This window comes from Chryseobacterium sp. MFBS3-17 (assembly GCF_020687745.1).
Lineage (GTDB): Bacteria > Bacteroidota > Bacteroidia > Flavobacteriales > Weeksellaceae > Marnyiella.
This window is the reverse complement of sequence record NZ_JAJEWK010000012.1, coordinates 322,999-343,483: the sequence shown is the minus strand read 5'-3', so window position 1 is coordinate 343,483 and position 20,485 is coordinate 322,999. Positions and strand designations below refer to the sequence as shown.

Genomic DNA, 20,485 nt, shown 5'->3' with positions numbered 1-20,485 from the left:
TATGAGGAAGAAAGCGGAAATTTGTTTCATAAATTTTGAACATGAAAAAGACTTATCACGTATCCGGAATGTCCTGTTCCGGGTGTCAAAATAAAATAGCAGATATTCTGAATGCTGTACAAGGAATTAAAGCTACCGTACATCTTGAAAACTCCACCGCTGAGATTGAATCAGAAGAGAACATTGACCTGGATGACCTGAACCGGCTTCTGAAGGCTGCCGGAGACTATCAGCTGAGTGAACTGCAGGCTGCACCTGCGGAAAACCCCGCATCCGTTCCGCCAAAAGACCGGGTTTCGCCAAGTTCGGTATATTACTGCCCGATGGAATGTGAAGGCGAAAAAGTATATTTTCAGCAGGGTCTGAGATGTCCGGACTGCAATATGTATCTGGTTCCCATTGAAGAAAAAAAGGGTCACAAATCGCCGCAGACTTATACCAAAACCTATCTTCCGGAAAGCTTCAGGGCTCAAAAAGGAAAATATTTCTGTCCCATGTTTTGCGAAGGAGAAAAGGTCTATGACACAGACACCGGATGCCCGGTTTGCCACATGCATCTGGAACCCATTACCGATGAGTTGCTTCAGCATGCTACTTTCGCCCCTGCTCAGGATCCGCATTCTCACCACGAGCATCACCATATGGTCACACAGGAACCTTCCAAAAGTTTTATGGCGGAAAATGCCGGAAAGTACTACTGTCCCATGTTTTGTGAGGGCGATAAAGTGTATGATTCCAATGTCGGTTGTCCTGTATGCGGAATGGATCTGGTAAAAATTCCTGAAAAGCAGCAGTCCAAAAAATACCAGTGCCCCATGCATCCGGAAATTGAAAGTGAAACTCCGGGTGAATGCTCCATTTGCGGAATGGACCTGATACCGGTACGCAGCGGGAAAGAAACCGGTGAAAACGAAACCGTAAAAATACTCTCCCGAAAATTCTGGATCGCAGCCTTATTTACACTTCCGGTATTCATTCTTTCCATGGGTGGCATGTGGATCAACTGGCCGTTTACGCATCGGGTGCAGGGCATTCTGGAACTCTTACTCACCCTTCCTGTTTTGTTCTACGCCGGCTGGTTTCTGATGGAGCGGGGCTGGCGTTCTTTTAAAACATGGAACCTCAACATGTTTTCGCTGATTGCACTGGGGGTGGCGGCAGCACTTCTGTTCAGTCTTGTCGCACTCTTTCTCCCCGGAATCTTACCGCATGAAATGGTCCATGACGGAAAAGCGCCCTTGTATTTCGAAGCAGTAGCGGTCATTCTGACTCTGGTTATTTTGGGTCAGCTGATGGAGGCCAAAGCGCATGAACGTACCGGAAAAGCCATAGAAGAACTGATGAATCTGGCACCGGATGAAGCCAATATTATCATTGATGGTACTGAAAAGAAAATTCATGTAGCCCATGTGAAAAAAGGCGATATTCTTCGGGTAAAACCGGGCGAAAAAATTCCGGCAGATGGCAGAATCACCGAAGGAAATTCCAGCATAGATGAAAGCATGATTACGGGGGAACCTATTCCATCTGAAAAAGGAGCAGATGACCAGGTGACCGCCGGAACCATCAATGGAAACGGAACCTTCCTGATGGTGACTGAGAAAATAGGTGAAGATACCGTACTCTCGAAAATTATAGAGATGGTAAACAGCGCCAGCCGCAGTAAAGCTCCCATGCAGCGCCTTGCCGATAAAATCTCAAAAATATTTGTACCTACGGTCATCATCGTTGCACTGCTCACCTTTGTCATCTGGGCTCTGTTCGGCGGAGAAGACCGGTGGATGTTGGCTCTGGCCAATGCGGTGGCAGTCCTTATTGTGGCCTGTCCATGTGCTCTGGGCCTCGCCACACCCATGAGCATGATGGTAGGTATCGGTAAAGGTGCCAAAAACGGCGTGCTGATTAAAAATGCAGAAGCTTTGGAGCATATGAATAAGGTGAATGTACTCATTACCGATAAAACAGGAACTCTGACCGAAGGAAAACCAAGCCTGGAAGAAATTGTACCTCACGGTGATGCAGACAAACACCAGATTCTGAAACTGGCCGCCTCACTGAATCAGGGATCTGAACACCCGCTGGCAAATGCGGTACTTACAGCATTTAAACAGGCCATATCGGATTTTGAAAAAGTTGAAGATTTTGAAAATATTTCCGGTAAAGGGGTCAAAGCACACGTGAACGGTCACATGGTTTTACTGGGCAACGAAGCTTTGCTGAATCAGTTCGATATTACTGTTCCGGCATCATTGGTTGAAAAAGTTAATGAAAACCGCCGGAAGGCCAGAACCGTATCCTATCTCACCCGGGAAAATAAAGTATTAGGCTTTCTCACCTATTCAGACAAAATAAAACCTGCTTCAAAAAAGGCCATTGAATATCTTCATAAAGAAGGTGTGGAAGTTATCATGATTACCGGGGACAACGAACATACCGCACAAGCCGTAGCCCGTGAACTGGGAATCCACAGATATCTTGCCGGTGCCTTACCACAGGACAAAATGAATGAGGTAAAAAAACTTCAGGAGCAGGGCAAAATAGTGGCCATGACCGGAGACGGAATTAATGATGCGCCTGCACTGGCACAGGCAGACATCGGAATTGCCATGGGAACCGGAAGTGACGTGGCTATAGAAAGTGCCGAAATCACACTGGTAAAAGGGGACATTCTGGGAGTAGCGCGCGCCCGGATCCTGAGTGAAAAATTACTGAAAAACATTAAACAAAATCTTTTCTTTGCGTTTATCTACAATACACTGGGAATTCCTGTAGCAGCCGGACTTCTCTATCCGGTTTTCGGAATCCTGCTCAGTCCCATGATTGCCGCTGCAGCCATGAGTTTCTCTTCTGTTTCGGTCATTATGAACTCACTAAGGCTGAATGGCGCGGAACTCATTATAGATGAAGCCGGAAAAAGAAAATAATGAAAATATGAAAAAAAAATTAGCAGTATTGTCTGGCGCTGGGATCTCTGCTGAAAGTGGTGTGAAAACCTTCCGTGATTCAAATGGTCTTTGGGAAAATCACAGAATTGAGGATGTTGCCAGTCCGGAGGGATTCCGCCGCAACCCGCAGATAGTACTGGATTTTTATAATGCCCGCCGCCGGCAGCTGAAAGAAGTACAGCCGAACGAGGCTCATATTATTTTAGCTGAACTGCAACAAGATTATGAGGTTCATATCATTACTCAAAATGTAGATGACCTGCATGAACGTGCGGGTTCAGAAAAAGTATTGCACCTGCATGGCGAACTGCGGAAAGCCAGACCGGTAAACGCTGAAAGGGCCGTCATCCCCTGGGAAAGTGATTTAAATCTGGGCGATACGGATGAGTTCGGGATTCAGTTGCGACCACATATTGTATGGTTCGGGGAAATGGTTATTGCAATGGAAGAAGCACAGCAATCCGTACAAGACGCAGATCTGTTTCTGGTCATCGGTACTTCTATGCAGGTGTACCCGGCCGCAGGCCTCATTCACCATGTACCGGAGCATTGTGAGGTATACCTGATTGATCCGCACCTGGAAAATAAGTATGTGAAACCAGAGCATTTTTTTCAGCATTCAGCAACAGAAGGGATGCGGGAATTTCGGGAACTTCTGAGGAAATCATAGCAACAAATCCCGTTATAAAAAAAGAAAAACCGACTGTAAAGTAAGTCGGTTCTCATCATTTGTGTTTCTGGCTATTTTTTCTGAAACAAATATAGAGGAAGAGCGAAAACTGTGAAAGAGGAAAATCACCCAATATTACTTTCATTTTTAAATTATATTATGTTTCAGCACAAATAAAACCAGTCCCACTCTGCTTTTCACATCCAGTTTCAGAAAAACACTGTCGCGGTATCCGTCTATTGTTTTCGGACTCATACACATAATATCTGCAATTTCCTTATAGGTGTTTTCGGTACAGGCAAGTTTCAGAAATTCTTTTTCCTTTTCCTTCAGATCCGCCATGATATTGCGTACGTTATCTTCATCATTTTTCACTTTCATCAACCGCTGCGTCAGAAAATCCGTGTAAAAAATCCCCTTGCTGTAGACCGTTTCTACGGCCTCGAACAATAAATCCGGAGACATATCTTTCAGCAGATAGCCTTTGGCACCAGCGCGCATCATCTTAATAATGGTGTTTTCATTATCTTCCATGGTAAGAGCAATTACTTTTACCTGAGGCTTTTTACTCTGCAGCCAGGCGGTGGTCTCTATACCGTTCCGAAAGGGCATATTGATATCCATAAGGACTACATCCGGGTCCACCATCCTTTCATTCAGGCTTTCTATAAACTCATCACCGTTACTGCAGTTATACACGACTTCATACTTGGGGTTGGCCGCAATCATATCTTCCAGTGCTTTAGACACCATTTTATGATCATCAACGATCGCAATTTTAATCCTGTACATCTTATTTATTTTTTAGGGTAAACAATTCTGATTTCAGTTCCTTCATTCAGTTCAGAAGAAATAAGGAATTCTGCCTTAATGATACTCGCACGATTTTTAATATTCCGCAGTCCGCTTCCTTCGGTGGCCAGATTCTTCGGAATGCCTACGCCAAAATCCACAATCCGGATGTCCAGACTTTCATCGCCATCATCCAGAAATATTTCCAGTTTTTTGGATCTGGAATGTTTCAGCACGTTATTGAGGCACTCCTGTACCATACGGAACAAAATGAGGGCGTGTTTGGGATTGATGTCTATATCATGGCTGTTAAAAACAAACCGAACGGTTATGAAATCCAGTTTTTCAATCCGCTGTACCTCCCGTTCTATAGAATCTATGAGTCCTACATGCTCAATCTGGTCGGTATTAAATGTTTTGGAAAGGTTGCGTATATCTGTGATGCATTCTGACAAAAGTTCACTCAGTTCTTTCGCCAAGACCTGCACATCCGGCTGCAGAGTCGCGTTCATTTTATTGGTCATCATTTTGGCTACCGATAATTTTTGACCGATGTCATCATGCAGCTCTCTGCCTACATAACTGAGGGTTTGTTCCCGCATTTCAATCTGGGAAAGCGCCAGTTCCTGGGAGAATTTCAACTCATTCTGCTGCTTTTGGAGGACCAGTTCTGTTTTTTTCCGGAGAAAACCCACATAAATCAGAATCATCATCATCAAAACCATTAAAATAATGAGTGACGAGAAGATTATTAACATTTCGGAGCCTTCAAATTTCATAATTTGAAGTTAAGTCTTTTTTTGAAACCTTGCAAAGAAAATTCCGGCAAGCATAATGGAGTATCCGAAAAAGTTAATGATAAAGAGCATCATGTAAAATGTAAACATCTCCACCTCTGTCACAATACGGTTACTGAAAAACAAAATAGGAACAAGTCCCACATAAATAAATGTGAGACTTACTGCAACAAAGAAAGGGAAATACCCTTTTATATAAAGGACTTTGTTGGAATTGAACGTATCATGCAGAAAAATAAAAAGCGAAATTAATATCAGGAATATACTCGTAAAATTGGTATATTCCGGAAAGCTGGAAAAAAAATCTTTTTTAAATATAAGCGAACCCCCGAAATTCAGCACGTGAAGCAACATCAGCAACATCTGAAATTTCTTCAGTTGATGGTTTTGCATCATTCTGTAGAAATAAAACAGAAATAAAAAATACACAATCCCTAAGATGCTGACCACAAAAAGAGGAAGGGTATTCATTGTTCCCTCAGTAAACTTCACCGCAGAACCCACAGATTCGGTTAAAAAAGTGATGATCATGGCAATGATGATAATCCCGATATGTTTTCCCAGATATTTGCGGTACAAGACCATCAATATCACAAGGGCTAAATAATAAAAATTAAGTATCAGACTTCCTGCATCTCTGATAATTTCCATAAATTTTAGTAAGGCGGTCTTAAATTAAAATAATTGAGCGCCAATATACTGTCCAGGTCTTCAGATGATTCTGCAGATTCTGCCTTCAGAAATACCGTCTGGTATCCTTTATACTGCTCATCAAACTTCGGATTACTGTAATCTTCAGGATATTGTGCAAAACACACTGCAATCTTCACCTGGTCCACACCTATGTTTTGCGCCTCGGTTTTTACATATTCCAGATAATCTTCCAAAAGTTTAATATCCATCGTGCACACCAGCGCATCTGGCTGCTCAGATGGTCTTTTAGCATTGATTACAGCGTAATTGTGCTCTTCGTAAAATGCCTTGATTTCTTCCTGAGAAGAAACATCAAGTAAATGATCTTGTAAATTGCTCATGATCTGACTTTTTAAGTTAATTAGTTTATATAGCGGCAAATTTATGGTATATTTGAATTCTGTTTCACAGGAAAAACACCCTTTTTTAAATGAACCATCCTATACTGCAGGAAAATTACAAAAATATCTGCAAAAAACTGCCTCCGCATGTACAATTAGTAGTCGTGTCCAAAACCCATCCCGTTGCCATGATACAGAATGTGTATGATATGGGACAGCGGCACTTTGGCGAAAATAAAGTGCAGGAACTGCTGGAAAAGCAACCGCTGCTGCCAGAAGACATCTGCTGGCACCTCATTGGCCATCTGCAAACCAATAAAGTAAAACAAATCATTCATTTCATTGATGTCATCGAAAGTGTGGACAGTCGTAAACTGATGGCTGAAATCAATAAGCACGCTGCAAAAGCAAACCGCACGGTAAAAGTGCTTTTACAGGTAAAAATTGCGGAAGAAGACACCAAATTCGGTTTAGAAGTTTCCGAAACCAAAGAATTGTTTCTGGAATGGATGCAGGGGCAATATCCCAACGTAGAAGTAAACGGCCTGATGGGTATGGCTACCTTTACAGATGATGAAGCACAAGTAAGCCGAGAATTTTCTTTTCTGAAACAACTTTTCAAACAACTTTCCCTGCAGAAGGAACTTACTACCCTTTCCATGGGCATGAGCGGTGACTACCCGGTGGCTATAGATTGCGGATCTACCTCTGTACGCATCGGATCTGCCATTTTTGGCGAAAGAGATTACCTGTAATATACTGCCAGACCTGTTTCCCGTTTCATTTGGAGCCTCGCCTATAATGGGAACGATATTTGATAACTTAGAAGACTTAATAATTTACTCTACAAGCAAAATTTAGCCACAATGCAAAAAATTCTCATTATTGAAGATGAAAAAACCATTTCCGGAGTCCTGCACAGCATCTTGTCTGATGAACTTCCTGATTATGAATTTATAATTGCCGAAGATGGCCTGGAAGGCTTTAAGCATATTGAAAAAGATGATTTTCAACTGATTATTTCTGATATAAAAATGCCTAAACTGGCGGGTACGGATCTGCTAAAACAGACTCTTGCCATAAAACCGGAATCCACAGTTGTCATGATCAGTGGACATGCAGATATAGACACCGCGGTAGATTGTCTGAAGATGGGGGCTTACGACTTTATTTCCAAACCTATCGACATCAACAGACTCATCACCAGCGTAAAAAACGCCCTGGACAAAGAAAAACTGACGAAAGAAAATAAAACCCTTCAAAAAGAAAACACCACTTTAAAAAAGAAAGTGAATAAAAAATACCAGATGATTGGTGAAAGTGATGCCCTGAAAAAAATTCAGGACATGATAGACAAAGTAGCCGCATCTGACGCCCGGGTACTTATTACCGGTCCCAATGGTGCCGGTAAAGAACTGGTAGCTCATGCCATACATGCACAAAGCGAACGCAGCAAAGGCCCGATGATTGAGGTAAACTGTGCCGCCATCCCCTCCGAACTTATTGAAAGTGAACTTTTTGGTCATGTGAAAGGTTCTTTCACGGGCGCTATTAAAGATAAACAGGGAAAATTTGAACTGGCCAATAACGGCACCATTTTTCTGGATGAAATTGGAGACATGAGCCTTGTGGCACAAGCCAAAGTACTGCGCGCGCTTCAGGAAAGCCGTGTATCCCCGGTAGGAAGTGACAAGGAAATAAAAGTAGATGTCCGCGTACTGGCTGCAACCAATAAAAATATGGAGAAGGAGATTGAAGCCGGACGATTCCGGGAGGATTTATACCACAGATTGTCTGTCATTGAAATATACGTACCCCCGCTGGACGAAAGAAAAGACGACATCCGACTACTGGTAGAACATTTTGCCAAATCTCTGGCCGATGAACAGGGCACAGCGCCCAAAGTTTTCGAAGAAGAAGCCATCAAAGCACTGGAATCTTTCACCTGGACGGGCAATATCCGTGAACTGCGTAATATTGTGGAACGGCTGATTATTTTGGGCGGAACTACAGTAAGCGCCGAAGATGTGGCGGCGTTTGTAAGAAAATAAAATTCAAAAGAAAAAACGATAATTCTACTAAGTTTGCAGTATTTTTGCTGCAAATTTTTTTTCATGCAACTGCTCAACAGAAATTACACCAAAGAAGCACTTACCCTGGCTGTTCCCGTGATGCTTACACAGCTGGGACAGGTCTCGGTACAGCTTTTTGATAATATTATTGTCGGGAATTTACTGGGTGCAGATGCCCTGGCAGCAGTTTCACTTGGAAACGCGGTTTTTATATCGGTATTTATTTTCGGGCTGGGCATTTCCTTTGCCATTCCGCCGCTGGTATCGGAGGCACACGCCCAGGGAAAACATCAGCGCATCAATGCGGTTTTCCGCCACGGCTTTGTGCTGAATATGGTGGTTGGATTCTTACTCATGCTGCTGCTGCTGGGATTTGTCCCCATACTTCCCCACCTCAACCAACCGGCAGAAATCATTCCGGATACTCAGAATTTCCTCACCATTATGGCCTTCAGCATTCTGCCTTTTATGGCCTTCCAGACTTTGCGTGAGGTTTCCGAAGGTCTGGGCTACACCATCGGGGTAACGGTGGCTACCATACTGGCCAATATCATTAATATTGCCTTGAATTACGTTCTGATAAAGGGAATGTTTGGCTTACCTGCCATGGGCGTTCAGGGTTCTGCCACAGCTACCCTCATTGCCAGAATTTTCATGATGATCTTTCTGTACGTAGTGATGTTTAAGCACGAAACCACCCGTCAATACCTGCGGGCTTTTACCATCAAATTCAACGAACTGCGCAAAACCATGTTTACCAAAATGCTGAAACTTGGCTTTCCTACTGCTATGCAGATGTTTTTTGAAGTCACGGCTTTTGCCGGCGCGGCTTTTGTCTGCGGTCTGGTATCTTCCAAAGATATCGCTTCTCACCAGATTGCACTCAGTATGGCTTCTTTCACCTTTAATCTTTGCGTGGGATTCAGTGTGGCTTCCACGGTGATGATTGGCAGAAAACTGGGCGAAAAGAATTTTACCGAACTCAGAAAAGTAGGCATTAATAATATAAAGATTTCATTTATTTTCATGCTAATTTGTGGTTTATTTTTCATCATCGGCCGCAACGTGCTGCCTACGTTCTTTACCCAGAAAGAGGATGTGGAGGTTATCCTGCTGGCATCCAAATTATTGATTATTGCAGCGCTTTTTCAGTTGTCAGACGGCGTTCAGGTCACGGTACTTGGTATTCTGAGGGGCATACAGGATGTTAAAATTCCAAGTTACCTCACCTTCGTGGCTTACTGGATTTTTACCATACCGCTTGGCTATTTTCTTTGCGTAACGCTCAATATGGGCGCATTCGGAATGTGGATTGCATTGGGATTAGGCCTTACGCTTTCGGCCTGTATGCTGGTCATCCGTTTTCTCCGGCTTTCAAAAAGAAAAATGCAGATATAAAAAAATTCCCTTCGTGTGGTGCGAAGGGAATTTTTGTTAATGCTTGATGAATTTAAAACTTTGACCGTCCAGAATCAACATATACACACCCGGTTTCAGGGTGCTCACATCCAGCGATTTATGAATTTTAAAAGGTGTTTTTTTGTTAAAAATTAAAGAACCAGTCATATCATAGATTTTGGCAGACTGAATTTTGAGGATGTCGGATCCATTCACAAAAAGTTCATGCTTTACGGGATTTGGATAAATGCTGACATCAGAAAATGAATTTCCGGGCGTACCGACCACAGAAAGTGTCCCCAGATTGGTGCAGTAGTCTGACGGATAGGTCTGCCATTCTGCAGCAGCAAAGGTTGCAGTGGGCTGCGTAGCATTGATCCGGTAGAGGGAGCGGTCTTCCAGATTGTTCATCGTATCCCGCACACCTATTGCATCTACGGTAAACTGATTGCGGTAAGACAATTCTATATATTGGGTACCACTGAAGGTCAGCGGGTCTGAGGCCGTCACAAATTTTGCTTGTTCATTGGTACTACAACCCAGCGCTGCTTTGGGATTCAGTACTACGAAAACTTCACCGGGGGCTGCGGTGCCCTCCATCTGGAATGCCTCCGCAAAGTAATAATTGCCGTTTACAGAATTGTAATTCTGAATGCGGAGATGATAATTATTCAGATTGACCTCATGACCTGTATTGTTTACAATCTCAATCGCCTTATTATTGCTGCTTCCTTCTATATATTTGGTAATCATTAAATCCCGGGCAAAACCGTCTGATGCCGCAGTGGTGACAGAGATTGCATTACTCACGGGCGATTCCAGATAGCCTTTATCATAAGATTTTACCGTAAAAGAATAGGTAGTTGACGGCGTAAGCTGGTCTATGCTTATACTGGTAGATTTGGTTACAGCTACCGGTTCTGTGCTGCCATCTGCAAAGATTTTATATCCCAATACATCAGCATCAGCGGAAGGTGTCCAAGAGAGCGTTACAAAATGTGCTCCGCTCTGGTTAACTGTGAGATTTGCCGGTGCCTGCGGGGGCACAGCATCAGGTGTTTCAGACCACATCAGATTCACCCACTGGGGGTTATCCACAAAAGGATTTCTGTTTTTCTGAATGGTATACACCGCATTATTTCGGTCTGTTTCCCGCTGTGATACAGGATCTGCAGCGTGCCATTGTTTCAGCATTTCCAGATATCCTGGATCAAAAGCATATTCGGCAGTACCGTTAAAAGGATTGGTATCATTGGCCACCGTGGTCCCGGGTGCATAATTAAATGAACGCAGTTTGGCTTCGTAACGGACTGCAAAATACAGGATAATCCGTGCCAGATCACCCCTGAACTCAGGAGCAGGCTCATACACCCTACCCGTATACGCATAGCCGGGCGTAAGGTCATTAGAAATTCTAGACGTATTACTGAATACATAATGATTGGTAGCCCCGCCCGTGGCAATAGGATAATTACTCCTGAGTTGATTGATTCTGGCATCTACCGGAATCACGGTATGGAGATCAGAATACATGGGATAGTAACTGTAAAATGTGCTCTGGGGCATGATGTGTTCGCGGTTATACCCCATCCCCTCTGCCGAGGCATTGCCTATAAGTTGTGCCGCGGTATATTCGTATGCATCTGGGCCACCAATAATTTCCGAATAAATATCCATCAGTATGGTGGTGTTGGAAACATCGTGATCATCATATATATCCAAATCTGTCTGATTGTAAAAACCTGGCAAATCACCGTAATTCCAGTTGTAGTTTCGTGAGATAATCTCTGAAACCTTCGTCTTTAATGCATAACCGGTAAGACCAGCCGTTCCGTTGTAATATCCTGCGGGTGCCTGACTGAACCCGGCAAAGGGAATCAAAACAGCTAATAGTAAAATTCTTTTCATAATCAATGGCTAAATTACTGATTTTCTGGCGAGCATCAGTCTGAAGGCATGTTAATTTTATGTAATTTAATACATAACATAATGATTATCAACAATAAACAAAAACAGTTTCCTATCCCTATTAAATTAATTTTTACCAGTTCTACATTTTAAGTATCTTTGGAACAAATAATTTTTATGAATACCGATACTCAACAAAACATTAAAATGGTGGCAGAAACGGCCAGAGATTTTGCCGAAAAGAATATCAGACCACATATTATGGATTGGGATGAAAGCCAGACCTTTCCGGTGGAGTTGTTTCACCAGTTGGGTGAAATGGGTTTTATGGGCATCGTAATCCCGGAACAATACGGTGGTTCAGGTCTCAGCTACCATGAATACGTAGCCGTTTTAGATGAAATTTCTCAGGTAGATCCCTCCATCGGTCTGTCTGTTGCTGCGCACAATTCTTTATGTACCAACCATATTTATGAATTCGGAAATGAAGAACAACGCATGAAATGGCTTCCCAAACTGGCTTCAGGGCAGGTCATTGGCGCTTGGGGACTTACTGAACATAATACCGGATCAGATTCCGGAGGCATGAGTACCACGGCCGTAAAGGACGGTGACGAATGGATTATTAATGGTGCCAAAAACTTCATTACCCACGCCATTTCCGGAGATATTGCCGTTGTAATGACCAGAACAGGAGAAAAAGGAGAAAAAAATAATTCCACAGCATTTGTACTAGAGAAAGGAATGCCTGGATTCACCTCCGGCAAGAAAGAAAATAAACTGGGAATGCGTGCTTCAGAAACAGCAGAACTTATCTTTGATAACGTTCGTGTACCAGATTCTCACAGATTAGGAGAAGTAGGCGAAGGTTTCAAACAAGCCATGAAAATTCTGGATGGCGGAAGAATTTCCATTGCCGCCCTGAGTCTGGGGATTGCCAGAGGAGCTTACAAAGCCGCTTTGAAATATGCCAAAGAAAGACAACAATTTGGAAAACCTATTTCAGAATTTCAGGCCATCAACTTTATGCTGGCAGACATGGCTACAGAAATTGACGCTGCAGAACTGCTGATTCAGCGCGCTTCTACCCTGAAAAATGCCAAACAAAAAATGACCCGCGAAGGCGCCATGGCAAAACTTTACGCTTCTGAAGCGTGTGTGAGAATTGCCAATAATGCCGTTCAGATTTTCGGCGGCTATGGGTATACCAAAGATTTTCCGGCAGAAAAATATTACCGGGATTCCAAACTTTGCACCATCGGAGAAGGAACTTCTGAGATTCAGAGACTGGTCATCGGAAGAGATATTACAAAATAAATTCTGACCTCAAAATACTTCAAAAGCATTCATTTCCGGATGCTTTTGTTGTTGTGGTATACTTTTTACTTTTCATATATTTGCTAAAATTAAATCTGAATGGAGAAAATAGACAGCCTGAACATGGTTGCAGAATTTCATAAAACCTTTAACGCGCCGGTACTGGAGACCCCGCAGATTCCGTCGGCAGAAAGGTGTACCCTGCGAGTATCCCTGCTGCAGGAAGAACTCAATGAACTGAAAGAAGCCATTGAAGCTCACGATCTTGTGGAGGTGGCAGATGCGCTTTGCGATTTACAATACGTGCTCAGCGGTGCGGTTCTGGAATTTGGTCTTGGCGAAAAATTCGGAAGACTTTTCAGCGAAGTGCAACGCTCCAATATGTCCAAAGCTTGCGAAAATGAAGAACAGGCCATACAGACCATGCAGCATTATCAGGCCAAAGGTGTGGAAAGCTATTACGAGAAATCTGGTGATAAATATAATGTACACCGCAGCTCTGATGATAAAGTTCTGAAAAGTATCTTTTACTCACCTGCAGATTTAAAAACCATTATTGAAAATTAATTCATGAAGAAAATATTTCTGGCCGGCGCACTGGCCACTGCCCTGTTGGTTACCGTACAGTCCTGCAAAGGACAAAATACCATCGTGGTGAACCGCGAAGTGGAAACAGAGAAGGGCAAGATGCTGCTGGGACACCAAACCCTGGATCAGTTCAGTAAAGAGCCGTACAGTGAGTGGTACACCAAAGAATACAATGAATATTTCATTGATAAAAAAGCTGTGGAAGAACTGAAAAAAGAAAACCTCAATTCTTTCAATATCCTGGTTTTTGTAGGCACCTGGTGTAGCGACAGCCACCGTGAATTTCCCCGGCTGATCAGAATTCTGGACGAACTGAAATATCCCCACTCCCGCCTTACCATCATTGCTGTAAACCGCAAAAAAGAATCTCCTACGGGTGATGAAGGCATTCATAACGTTCATAAAGTTCCGACCATTATTGTATCCAAATACGGAAAAGAGACAGGACGAATTATAGAATCCACGCAATCCGGCTATCTGGAAAGAGATTTGCTTGAAATTATTAAAAAACACGACCCCAGTATCAAAGATATTCTGAAATAATTTGAAAAATACCGAAATCATCAAAGGAATTGTGATAGGAGCAGCAGCCGTGTTACTCATCACCTGGCTTGTGCAGAGTCTTTCTGGCGTGGCTGCAGAAAAAACCGATAACAGCTACCAGATTCTGCGCAATCAGATTACCAAAATGAATAAAATGGTGGTGCTGGAGCAGGATTTTTCTACCATACAGAAAACCAGTGTGGCATTTGAACTGCTGGGAAACAAAATCTCTGAGAATGAAATCATTGCGTTTACCAAAACCAATGCGCAGGTATCTTACGATTTAAACAAAATGGTGATTGAAGTAGATTCGCTGGACCGCAAACTCATCATCCGCAATCTTCCGGATGCCGAGATCCGCATCACGCCGTCCGTGGAAATTCAGTCCATAGATGACTCTTTTCTGAACAGAATAGATGATTCGCAGATAAAAAAAGTCACCCAATCTGCCAAAGACGATGCCGTAAAACGGGTAGATCAGACCCGGCTGCGCAGCGAAGGTCGAAAACAACTGATGGATAATCTGAACAATATTTTCATTCTGGCAAAAGCACTGAACTACTCGGTGGTAGATGAAACCAAAACCATCAGCCTTTCAGAACTTTCAAGGCTCTGAATCAGCACCTGCATTCGCCATCCGAATCATCATCGATTCCTTTGGCAAATCTTTTGAAGCACTCATGAAGACCAGAGTGGTCAACCATTCACCCAAATCACGGACAACATGGAAAAAGATAATGCCAAAAAAGACCACCAGAAGGCTGATGTTAAAAAACAAAATCAGGATCTGGCCAATATTCCCGCAGCTTCAGAGAAAATAAAACCTGGAGAAAAAGCCAAAAAGGCCAAAAAGGAAATCCGCAAAACATCCGGACTGCACCCGGACGGAAAAACCGACAATACAGAACACAACCACGACTGAGCCATGAGCTTGAGTGCAGCGTTATTTTGAGAAAATATTGCAACATCACTTCCCCGCTCTACAATTTCGGCACCACATCATGAAAAATTAAAGGAAAATTCGTAATTTTGTACCTTAATTTTTCAATTTTATCCATGGTAAAGATTACACTTCCGGACGGAAGCATTAAAGAGTTTGACGGGGCAGTGACCCCGCTGGATGTGGCAAAATCAATCTCAGAAGGATTGGCCAGAAATACCATTTCTGCAATGGTAAACGGTTCCCAGGTGGAAACCACCACAACCATTGACTCAGATGCTACTGTTCAACTGTTTACCTGGAATGATGAAATGGGCAAAAAAGCCTTCTGGCACTCCTCTGCTCACCTTCTGGCACAGGCGATTCTGGAATTCTATCCGGATGCGAAACTTACCATAGGCCCGGCCATTGAAAACGGATTTTATTACGATGTAGATTTTGGCGAAGAAACCCTGTCTGAAAAAGACTTTGAAAACATCGAGAAAAAGATGCTGGAAAATGCCAAAAAAGATTCCACTTTCAAACTCTACGCCGTATCCAAGGAGTATGCTCTGAAAGAATATGCAGACAATCCGTATAAAACAGAACTCATTTCTAATCTGAATGATGGTGAAATCACCTTCGTGACCCACGACAATTTCACCGATCTGTGCCGTGGCGGCCACATTCCCACTACCGGGATTGTAAAAGCTGTAAAAATCCTCAATGCTGCAGGTGCTTACTGGCGTGGCAATGAGGACAATCCGCAACTCACCCGAGTGTACGGCATCTCTTTCCCGAAACAAAAAGAACTCACCGAGTATCTGGAAAAACTGGAAGAAGCCAAAAGACGGGATCACAGAAAATTAGGAAAAGAACTGGGCATTTTCGCCTTCTCCGAAAAAGTAGGAGCCGGCTTGCCATTATGGCTTCCGAAAGGGGCTGCACTGCGCAAAAAACTGGAAAATTTCCTTTCGGATGCACAGAAAAAAGCAGGCTATGAATTTGTACTTTCTCCGCACATCGGGGCCAAAGAACTGTACGTCACTTCAGGACACTGGGACAAGTACGGAGCCGATAGTTTTCAGCCCATTAAAACCCCGAACGAAGGCGAGGAATTCATGCTGAAACCCATGAACTGTCCGCATCACTGTGAAATCTACAAAGTGGGACAATGGTCTTACCGGGATCTGCCAAAGAGATTCGCAGAGTTCGGAACCGTGTACCGCTATGAGCAATCGGGAGAACTTCACGGACTGACCCGCGTGCGTGGCTTTACTCAGGATGATGCACACCTTTTCTGCACACCGGATCAGCTGATGACCGAGTTCGAAGGCGTCATTGATTTGGTAATGTACGTATTCAGAAACTTGGGATTTGAAGATTTCGTTACCCAGGTTTCACTCCGCGACCCTGAAAATCGCGAAAAATACATCGGTTCCGACGAAAACTGGGAGAAAGCCGAACAAGCCATCATCACCGCGGCTGCCAATAAAGGTTTGACCACCGTAGTTGAATACGGCGAAGCCGCTTTTTATGGTCCGAAACTGGATTTTATGGTAAAAGACGCCTTAGGCAGAAAATGGCAGCTGGGCACCATTCAGGTAGATTACAATCTGCCGGAACGCTTTGACCTGCACTATATAGGAAACGACGGCGAGAAACACCGTCCGGTCATGATTCACCGCGCACCGTTTGGCTCCATGGAACGCTTCATCGCTATTTTGCTGGAAAATACTGCCGGTGACTTCCCGCTCTGGCTGGCACCGGATCAGTTCATCATCCTGCCGATTTCTGAAAAATATGCAGAATATGCAAAAAAAGTTTCACATAAATTAGAAAATGCCGATATTAGCGGCCTGATTGATGACCGCAACGAAAAAACCGGGAAGAAAATCAGAGATGCTGAAATCAATAAATATCCTTTCATGCTGATTGTGGGAGAAAATGAAGAACAGGGCGGCACCGTATCCGTGAGAAGACGGGGCGAAGGCGATCTGGGAACCATGAGCATAGAAGATTTTATTGCATATTTTAAAGATGCTGCAGCGTTTCACGCAGAATTTGGAGCATAAAAAATAAGAGCATACCAAGATAAGATTAACTTAAAATTTAATACAATAGCACAGAAATTTAATTACAGAGGTAGAGGCCCGCAAAGACGTGTGCAGGAAGATGCACATCAGATCAACGAAAAAATTCGGGCTAAGGAAGTCCGTTTGGTGGGCGATAACGTAGAACCGGGTGTGTATCCGCTGGCAAAAGCATTAGAAATTGCCAAAGATCAGGAACTGGATCTGGTGGTCATTTCAGATAAGGCCGAACCTTATATTGCACGGGTGCTGGAATACAAAAAATTCCTGTACGAGCAGAAGAAGAAGCAAAAAGAACTGAAAGCCAAGCAGGTAAAAGTAGTGGTAAAAGAAATCCGTTTCGGGCCGCAGACAGATGAGCACGATTACGAATTCAAGAAAAAACACGCAGAAAAGTTCCTGGAAGAAGGTTCCAAGCTCAAAACCTACGTTTTCTTCAAAGGCCGTTCCATTATTTTCAAGGATCAGGGCGAGATTCTGTTGCTCAGACTTGCACAGGATCTGGAGCATGTAGGCAAAGTAGATCAGTTGCCCAAGCTTGAAGGCAAACGGATGATCATGATGATGAGCCCCAAAAAACCGGCAAAATAATCTGAATACCGCAACCTCCCGGGGTTGCCAAACATACGGAGAGTTCTGAAAAGAGCTCTCTTTTTTTTGTAGATGTATATTTTTTATCAGGAGCTTCACAAGAATCGGGCAGCGTCACTTGTATTACGCGCTGTTCGCTATTACTCCTCCAGACTGCCCACGGTTAAAACCGTGGGCAATCTGTGCGGGGTAGCCGCTGCCATCACGGCTAGGCTGAGGATTTGTCATTCTTTCACCCAGCCTTCACTTTGCCCATAAAAAAATCCCGCCGGAGCAGGATTTCATGTGTTCAATATGATAATGTCTTATTGACCTCCGCCAAACCTATACCCCACGCCCGCCTGAAGGAAGCTATTGGTTAATTTTCCTTCGGTCTTACTGAGATCAGAAAGTCCCTGGTGGTAGCGGGCCTCAAAGAACAAGCCGTTCCCCAGTGTATAACTCACTCCTGCAAACGGCGCAAAGAGCAATGAATTCATCTGATTCTTTACATCATACTCATCATCCGGAATCACAGAGAGCTCTGTACCTGGCACATTGTGGGATTCGTATGCCACATAGCGTAGTTTGGCAGAAAGCACAAATCCGAAATTTACACCGGCAGAAACCGAGAAAGCATCATTGATAAAATACTGCCCGGACAGTGGAATCTGCAGCGTCTCCAAATTCAGCTGAGTTTCCGTAAGGCTGTACATGGTGTCGCTGCGAAATTCAAATGACTGGGAACCGCCCAGTGGTGCATACAGCAACTCCCCTTGTACGCCGAACTTGCTGCCCAACTGATGCTGAACCAGACCTCCTATGTAAAAAGTATGCAGCGGATCTGAAGTATAGGTTGTAGCCACCGCCTCGGGTGAGTCATTTTTCAGCGTAGAAAGCGCGTAACCGGCTTTCAGCCCCCATGTGGTTTTCTGTGCGTTCATAGTGGTTCCTGCAAGTACTAATGTAGTAAAACATATAATTTTCTTCATATCAAAAGATGATTAAATATCTGACCAAGATAAATCAAAAAAACCACATTGTCCAGGGGATTGACCACCGTTGGCTTTAAATTTTTGTTAATTTTTAAGGTAAAAAAACAAAAAATCCCGCCGGAGCGGGATGATATGCTAAAGGAAATACGTCGGGATTAATAACCGCCTCCGAATTTGAATCCTACACCAATCTGTGCAAAGCTGTTGGTCATTTTTCCATCATACTTACTCAGGTCAGAAACGCCCATATTGTATCTGGCATCAAAGAAAAGTCCGTTTTCCAGCGTGTACTCAGCGCCAATGAAAGGAGCAATGTTCAGGGTATTCACTTCATCTTTGATGTCAATTGTGTCATCAATCGTAAGTTCTACACCGGGAATATTCATACCACCATCAAAAACAGATTTTGCTTTTGCAGAAACAATCAGTCCGAAACTCGCACCGGCATTGACGGCAAAAGCATCGCTGATGAAATACTTGGCAGAAACAGGAATTAAAATAGTTCCCAGTTCAATTTTGCTCTTCATCCCGAAGCTCATCCCCTCTTCATCATATACATAGTCATCTTTACCTCCCAGTGGCGAATACAGAAGTTCTCCCTGAATACCGAAGTTATCATTGAATTTGTGCTGAACCATACCACCGATATAGAAGGTATGAGAAGGATCTGTAGTGTAAGATTCTTCATTTGCCGTTTCCGCATCCATTTTAAGAGTAGAAAGGGAATAACCGGCTTTTACACCAAATTTAGTTTCCTGAGCCTGCAATGCTGCACCAAAGATTGCCACAGAAGCAACCAATAGAATTTTCTTCATGTTTAAAAATTTTAGTTAAGTTTTCGGCAGCAAATTTACCCTTATTTCTCAGGTATGCAAATTATTATCATCAAAAAAGCAGGAAATTACAATGAGTGATTCCGGAAAGAACAAGCCAGGGGAAAATACCCATATACAGCTTTCAGTATCAGGGTTATTCTCCCTGCTGAAATCCCGAAGATTATGCAGAAATATTCAGCTGTGCTTCCTGCCAGGCGCTCTGATTCTCTTCTGTTAAAATTATTACAAGGATATCCCTCTAATCCGGAAGTTTTTCATATCTTTGCACACTCATTGATAACAAAAACTTAAAAAGCAAAGTAATGCCAAAATTAAAAACGAAATCAGGTGCTAAAAAGCGTTTTAAGCTTACCGGAACCGGTAAAATTAAAAGAAAGAATGCTTACAAAAGCCACATTTTGACCAAGAAAGAAACCAAGCAAAAGAGAAATCTGACGCAAACTTCTTACGTGGCCACTGTGGATGAGAAAAGCGTACTGCGCCAATTAGCCATTAAGTAAGTAGTTTTTATAAATCAATTCGGTTTATAAGAATTCAAAAAAAATTCAAAAATTTAACCCTGAACTGGTGCCCCCAAGATTCGCTGCAGCGAACGCCCAATTCAAAAAAAACAAATTTATATTATGCCAAGATCAGTAAATGCAGTAGCCTCCAGAGCTCGCAGAAAAAAAGTAATGAAGCAGGCTAAAGGTTATTTCGGTAGAAGAAAGAACGTTTGGACTGTTGCTAAAAACGCCGTAGAAAAAGCAATGCAATATGCTTACCGCGGCAGAAAAGAGAAGAAAAGAAACTTCAGATCTCTTTGGATCACCCGTATCAACGCAGGTACCAGAGAGCACGGAATGTCTTACTCTCAGTTTATGGGAGCTCTCAAAAAGAACAATATCGAACTGAACAGAAAGGTTCTGGCAGATTTAGCAATGAATCACCCTGAAGCTTTTAAAGCAGTTGTAGATCAAGTAAAATAAAGTAAAACTTTTTGTTATCAATAGAAAACTCCCGGGCTCA

General features: G+C 43.1%; 21 protein-coding genes. 14 read left to right on the top strand and 7 right to left on the bottom strand.

Features of this window, described 5'->3' with window-relative positions; genetic code table 11:
• Positions 1 to 41: 41 nt before the first annotated feature.
• Entirely contained in the window at positions 42 to 2,924 is a 2,883-nt protein-coding gene (locus LKO26_RS11910) for a heavy metal translocating P-type ATPase (protein ID WP_227588107.1), read from the top strand.
• A 7-nt stretch (positions 2,925 to 2,931) separates the two neighbouring features.
• Positions 2,932 to 3,615 (top strand): SIR2 family NAD-dependent protein deacylase, encoded by a 684-nt coding sequence (locus LKO26_RS11905; RefSeq protein ID WP_227588106.1) that lies wholly within the window; start codon positions 2,932 to 2,934, stop codon positions 3,613 to 3,615.
• Positions 3,616 to 3,762: 147 nt separating this feature from the next.
• Here LKO26_RS11905 and LKO26_RS11900 read toward each other — a convergent pair whose 3' ends face one another.
• From LKO26_RS11900 to LKO26_RS11885, 4 genes are read right to left on the bottom strand one after another with little or no spacing between them, the layout of a single operon-like run.
• Complete coding sequence (locus LKO26_RS11900; RefSeq protein ID WP_227588105.1) at positions 3,763 to 4,407, bottom strand: response regulator transcription factor; 645 nt, start codon at positions 4,405 to 4,407, stop codon at positions 3,763 to 3,765.
• Positions 4,408 to 4,412: 5 nt separating this feature from the next.
• Positions 4,413 to 5,165: a sensor histidine kinase gene (locus LKO26_RS11895; RefSeq protein ID WP_227588104.1), complete on the bottom strand. Its 753-nt coding sequence runs from the start codon at positions 5,163 to 5,165 to the stop codon at positions 4,413 to 4,415.
• A gap of 30 nt (positions 5,166 to 5,195) precedes the next feature.
• Positions 5,196 to 5,855, bottom strand: a complete 660-nt coding sequence (locus LKO26_RS11890; RefSeq protein WP_227588103.1) for a hypothetical protein — start codon at positions 5,853 to 5,855, stop codon at positions 5,196 to 5,198.
• Between the two features lie 5 nt (positions 5,856 to 5,860).
• Complete coding sequence (locus LKO26_RS11885; RefSeq protein WP_227588102.1) at positions 5,861 to 6,238, bottom strand: hypothetical protein; 378 nt, start codon at positions 6,236 to 6,238, stop codon at positions 5,861 to 5,863.
• A gap of 89 nt (positions 6,239 to 6,327) precedes the next feature.
• On the opposite strand from LKO26_RS11885, the gene LKO26_RS11880 reads away from it, so the two are divergent.
• The 3 genes from LKO26_RS11880 to LKO26_RS11870 all read left to right on the top strand — a co-directional run bounded on the left by LKO26_RS11880 (position 6,328) and on the right by LKO26_RS11870 (position 9,708).
• Entirely contained in the window at positions 6,328 to 6,993 is a 666-nt protein-coding gene (locus LKO26_RS11880) for a YggS family pyridoxal phosphate-dependent enzyme (protein WP_227588101.1), read from the top strand.
• 111 nt (positions 6,994 to 7,104) lie between these two features.
• Positions 7,105 to 8,289 (top strand): sigma-54-dependent transcriptional regulator, encoded by a 1,185-nt coding sequence (locus LKO26_RS11875; RefSeq protein ID WP_227588100.1) that lies wholly within the window; start codon positions 7,105 to 7,107, stop codon positions 8,287 to 8,289.
• 63 nt (positions 8,290 to 8,352) lie between these two features.
• Positions 8,353 to 9,708, top strand: a complete 1,356-nt coding sequence (locus LKO26_RS11870; protein WP_227588099.1) for an MATE family efflux transporter — start codon at positions 8,353 to 8,355, stop codon at positions 9,706 to 9,708.
• A 36-nt stretch (positions 9,709 to 9,744) separates the two neighbouring features.
• Here LKO26_RS11870 and LKO26_RS11865 read toward each other — a convergent pair whose 3' ends face one another.
• Positions 9,745 to 11,616, bottom strand: coding sequence for an endonuclease (locus LKO26_RS11865; RefSeq protein ID WP_227588098.1), 1,872 nt, complete (start codon positions 11,614 to 11,616; stop codon positions 9,745 to 9,747).
• A 177-nt stretch (positions 11,617 to 11,793) separates the two neighbouring features.
• Between LKO26_RS11865 and LKO26_RS11860 the strand changes: the two genes are divergently transcribed.
• From LKO26_RS11860 to infC, 7 genes are all read left to right on the top strand, one after another.
• Positions 11,794 to 12,933: an acyl-CoA dehydrogenase family protein gene (locus tag LKO26_RS11860; protein WP_227588097.1), complete on the top strand. Its 1,140-nt coding sequence runs from the start codon at positions 11,794 to 11,796 to the stop codon at positions 12,931 to 12,933.
• 99 nt (positions 12,934 to 13,032) lie between these two features.
• Positions 13,033 to 13,500 (top strand): nucleoside triphosphate pyrophosphohydrolase family protein, encoded by a 468-nt coding sequence (locus LKO26_RS11855; RefSeq protein ID WP_227588096.1) that lies wholly within the window; start codon positions 13,033 to 13,035, stop codon positions 13,498 to 13,500.
• Positions 13,501 to 13,503: 3 nt separating this feature from the next.
• Positions 13,504 to 14,064, top strand: coding sequence for a TlpA family protein disulfide reductase (locus LKO26_RS11850; RefSeq protein ID WP_227588095.1), 561 nt, complete (start codon positions 13,504 to 13,506; stop codon positions 14,062 to 14,064).
• A gap of 1 nt (position 14,065) precedes the next feature.
• Positions 14,066 to 14,680: a DUF4230 domain-containing protein gene (locus tag LKO26_RS11845; RefSeq protein WP_227588094.1), complete on the top strand. Its 615-nt coding sequence runs from the start codon at positions 14,066 to 14,068 to the stop codon at positions 14,678 to 14,680.
• A 108-nt stretch (positions 14,681 to 14,788) separates the two neighbouring features.
• Positions 14,789 to 14,986 (top strand): hypothetical protein, encoded by a 198-nt coding sequence (locus LKO26_RS11840; protein WP_227588093.1) that lies wholly within the window; start codon positions 14,789 to 14,791, stop codon positions 14,984 to 14,986.
• Positions 14,987 to 15,120: 134 nt separating this feature from the next.
• A complete protein-coding gene (gene thrS / locus LKO26_RS11835) occupies positions 15,121 to 17,058 on the top strand; it encodes a threonine--tRNA ligase (RefSeq protein WP_227588092.1) in 1,938 nt (645 codons plus the stop codon).
• A 90-nt stretch (positions 17,059 to 17,148) separates the two neighbouring features.
• A complete protein-coding gene (infC, locus tag LKO26_RS11830; protein ID WP_227588091.1) occupies positions 17,149 to 17,667 on the top strand; it encodes a translation initiation factor IF-3 in 519 nt (172 codons plus the stop codon).
• A 305-nt stretch (positions 17,668 to 17,972) separates the two neighbouring features.
• Here infC and LKO26_RS11825 read toward each other — a convergent pair whose 3' ends face one another.
• Both LKO26_RS11825 and LKO26_RS11820 read right to left on the bottom strand, forming a co-directional pair.
• Positions 17,973 to 18,638, bottom strand: a complete 666-nt coding sequence (locus LKO26_RS11825) for a porin family protein (protein WP_227588090.1) — start codon at positions 18,636 to 18,638, stop codon at positions 17,973 to 17,975.
• Positions 18,639 to 18,796: 158 nt separating this feature from the next.
• On the bottom strand, positions 18,797 to 19,456 hold the full coding sequence (locus tag LKO26_RS11820; RefSeq protein ID WP_227588089.1) for a porin family protein: 660 nt from the start codon (positions 19,454 to 19,456) through the stop codon (positions 18,797 to 18,799).
• A gap of 323 nt (positions 19,457 to 19,779) precedes the next feature.
• Here LKO26_RS11820 and rpmI point away from each other — a divergent pair, with 323 nt between their 5' ends.
• Positions 19,780 to 19,977, top strand: a complete 198-nt coding sequence (gene rpmI / locus LKO26_RS11815; RefSeq protein ID WP_031503941.1) for a 50S ribosomal protein L35 — start codon at positions 19,780 to 19,782, stop codon at positions 19,975 to 19,977.
• A 123-nt stretch (positions 19,978 to 20,100) separates the two neighbouring features.
• Positions 20,101 to 20,445 carry a 50S ribosomal protein L20 gene (gene rplT, locus LKO26_RS11810; protein WP_227588088.1) on the top strand — a complete coding sequence of 115 codons (345 nt, stop codon included), beginning with the start codon at positions 20,101 to 20,103 and terminating at the stop codon, positions 20,443 to 20,445.
• Positions 20,446 to 20,485: the final 40 nt, after the last annotated feature.

Excerpts from the sequence above, each read along its gene's own strand:
- LKO26_RS11905 (WP_227588106.1), top strand. The coding sequence starts at position 2,932 with ATGAAAAAAAAATTAGCAGTATTGTCTGGCGCTGGGATCTCTGCTGAA.
- LKO26_RS11885 (WP_227588102.1), bottom strand. The coding sequence starts at position 6,238 with ATGAGCAATTTACAAGATCATTTACTTGATGTTTCTTCTCAGGAAGAA.
- LKO26_RS11855 (WP_227588096.1), top strand. The coding sequence starts at position 13,033 with ATGGAGAAAATAGACAGCCTGAACATGGTTGCAGAATTTCATAAAACC.
- LKO26_RS11890 (WP_227588103.1), bottom strand. The coding sequence starts at position 5,855 with ATGGAAATTATCAGAGATGCAGGAAGTCTGATACTTAATTTTTATTAT.
- LKO26_RS11865 (WP_227588098.1), bottom strand. The coding sequence starts at position 11,616 with ATGAAAAGAATTTTACTATTAGCTGTTTTGATTCCCTTTGCCGGGTTC.
- LKO26_RS11850 (WP_227588095.1), top strand. The coding sequence starts at position 13,504 with ATGAAGAAAATATTTCTGGCCGGCGCACTGGCCACTGCCCTGTTGGTT.
- rplT (WP_227588088.1), top strand. The coding sequence starts at position 20,101 with ATGCCAAGATCAGTAAATGCAGTAGCCTCCAGAGCTCGCAGAAAAAAA.
- LKO26_RS11880 (WP_227588101.1), top strand. The coding sequence starts at position 6,328 with ATGAACCATCCTATACTGCAGGAAAATTACAAAAATATCTGCAAAAAA.
- LKO26_RS11900 (WP_227588105.1), bottom strand. The coding sequence starts at position 4,407 with ATGTACAGGATTAAAATTGCGATCGTTGATGATCATAAAATGGTGTCT.
- LKO26_RS11895 (WP_227588104.1), bottom strand. The coding sequence starts at position 5,165 with ATGTTAATAATCTTCTCGTCACTCATTATTTTAATGGTTTTGATGATG.
- rpmI (WP_031503941.1), top strand. The coding sequence starts at position 19,780 with ATGCCAAAATTAAAAACGAAATCAGGTGCTAAAAAGCGTTTTAAGCTT.
- LKO26_RS11875 (WP_227588100.1), top strand. The coding sequence starts at position 7,105 with ATGCAAAAAATTCTCATTATTGAAGATGAAAAAACCATTTCCGGAGTC.
- thrS (WP_227588092.1), top strand. The coding sequence starts at position 15,121 with ATGGTAAAGATTACACTTCCGGACGGAAGCATTAAAGAGTTTGACGGG.
- LKO26_RS11860 (WP_227588097.1), top strand. The coding sequence starts at position 11,794 with ATGAATACCGATACTCAACAAAACATTAAAATGGTGGCAGAAACGGCC.
- LKO26_RS11825 (WP_227588090.1), bottom strand. The coding sequence starts at position 18,638 with ATGAAGAAAATTATATGTTTTACTACATTAGTACTTGCAGGAACCACT.
- LKO26_RS11820 (WP_227588089.1), bottom strand. The coding sequence starts at position 19,456 with ATGAAGAAAATTCTATTGGTTGCTTCTGTGGCAATCTTTGGTGCAGCA.
- LKO26_RS11870 (WP_227588099.1), top strand. The coding sequence starts at position 8,353 with ATGCAACTGCTCAACAGAAATTACACCAAAGAAGCACTTACCCTGGCT.
- LKO26_RS11910 (WP_227588107.1), top strand. The coding sequence starts at position 42 with ATGAAAAAGACTTATCACGTATCCGGAATGTCCTGTTCCGGGTGTCAA.
- LKO26_RS11840 (WP_227588093.1), top strand. The coding sequence starts at position 14,789 with ATGGAAAAAGATAATGCCAAAAAAGACCACCAGAAGGCTGATGTTAAA.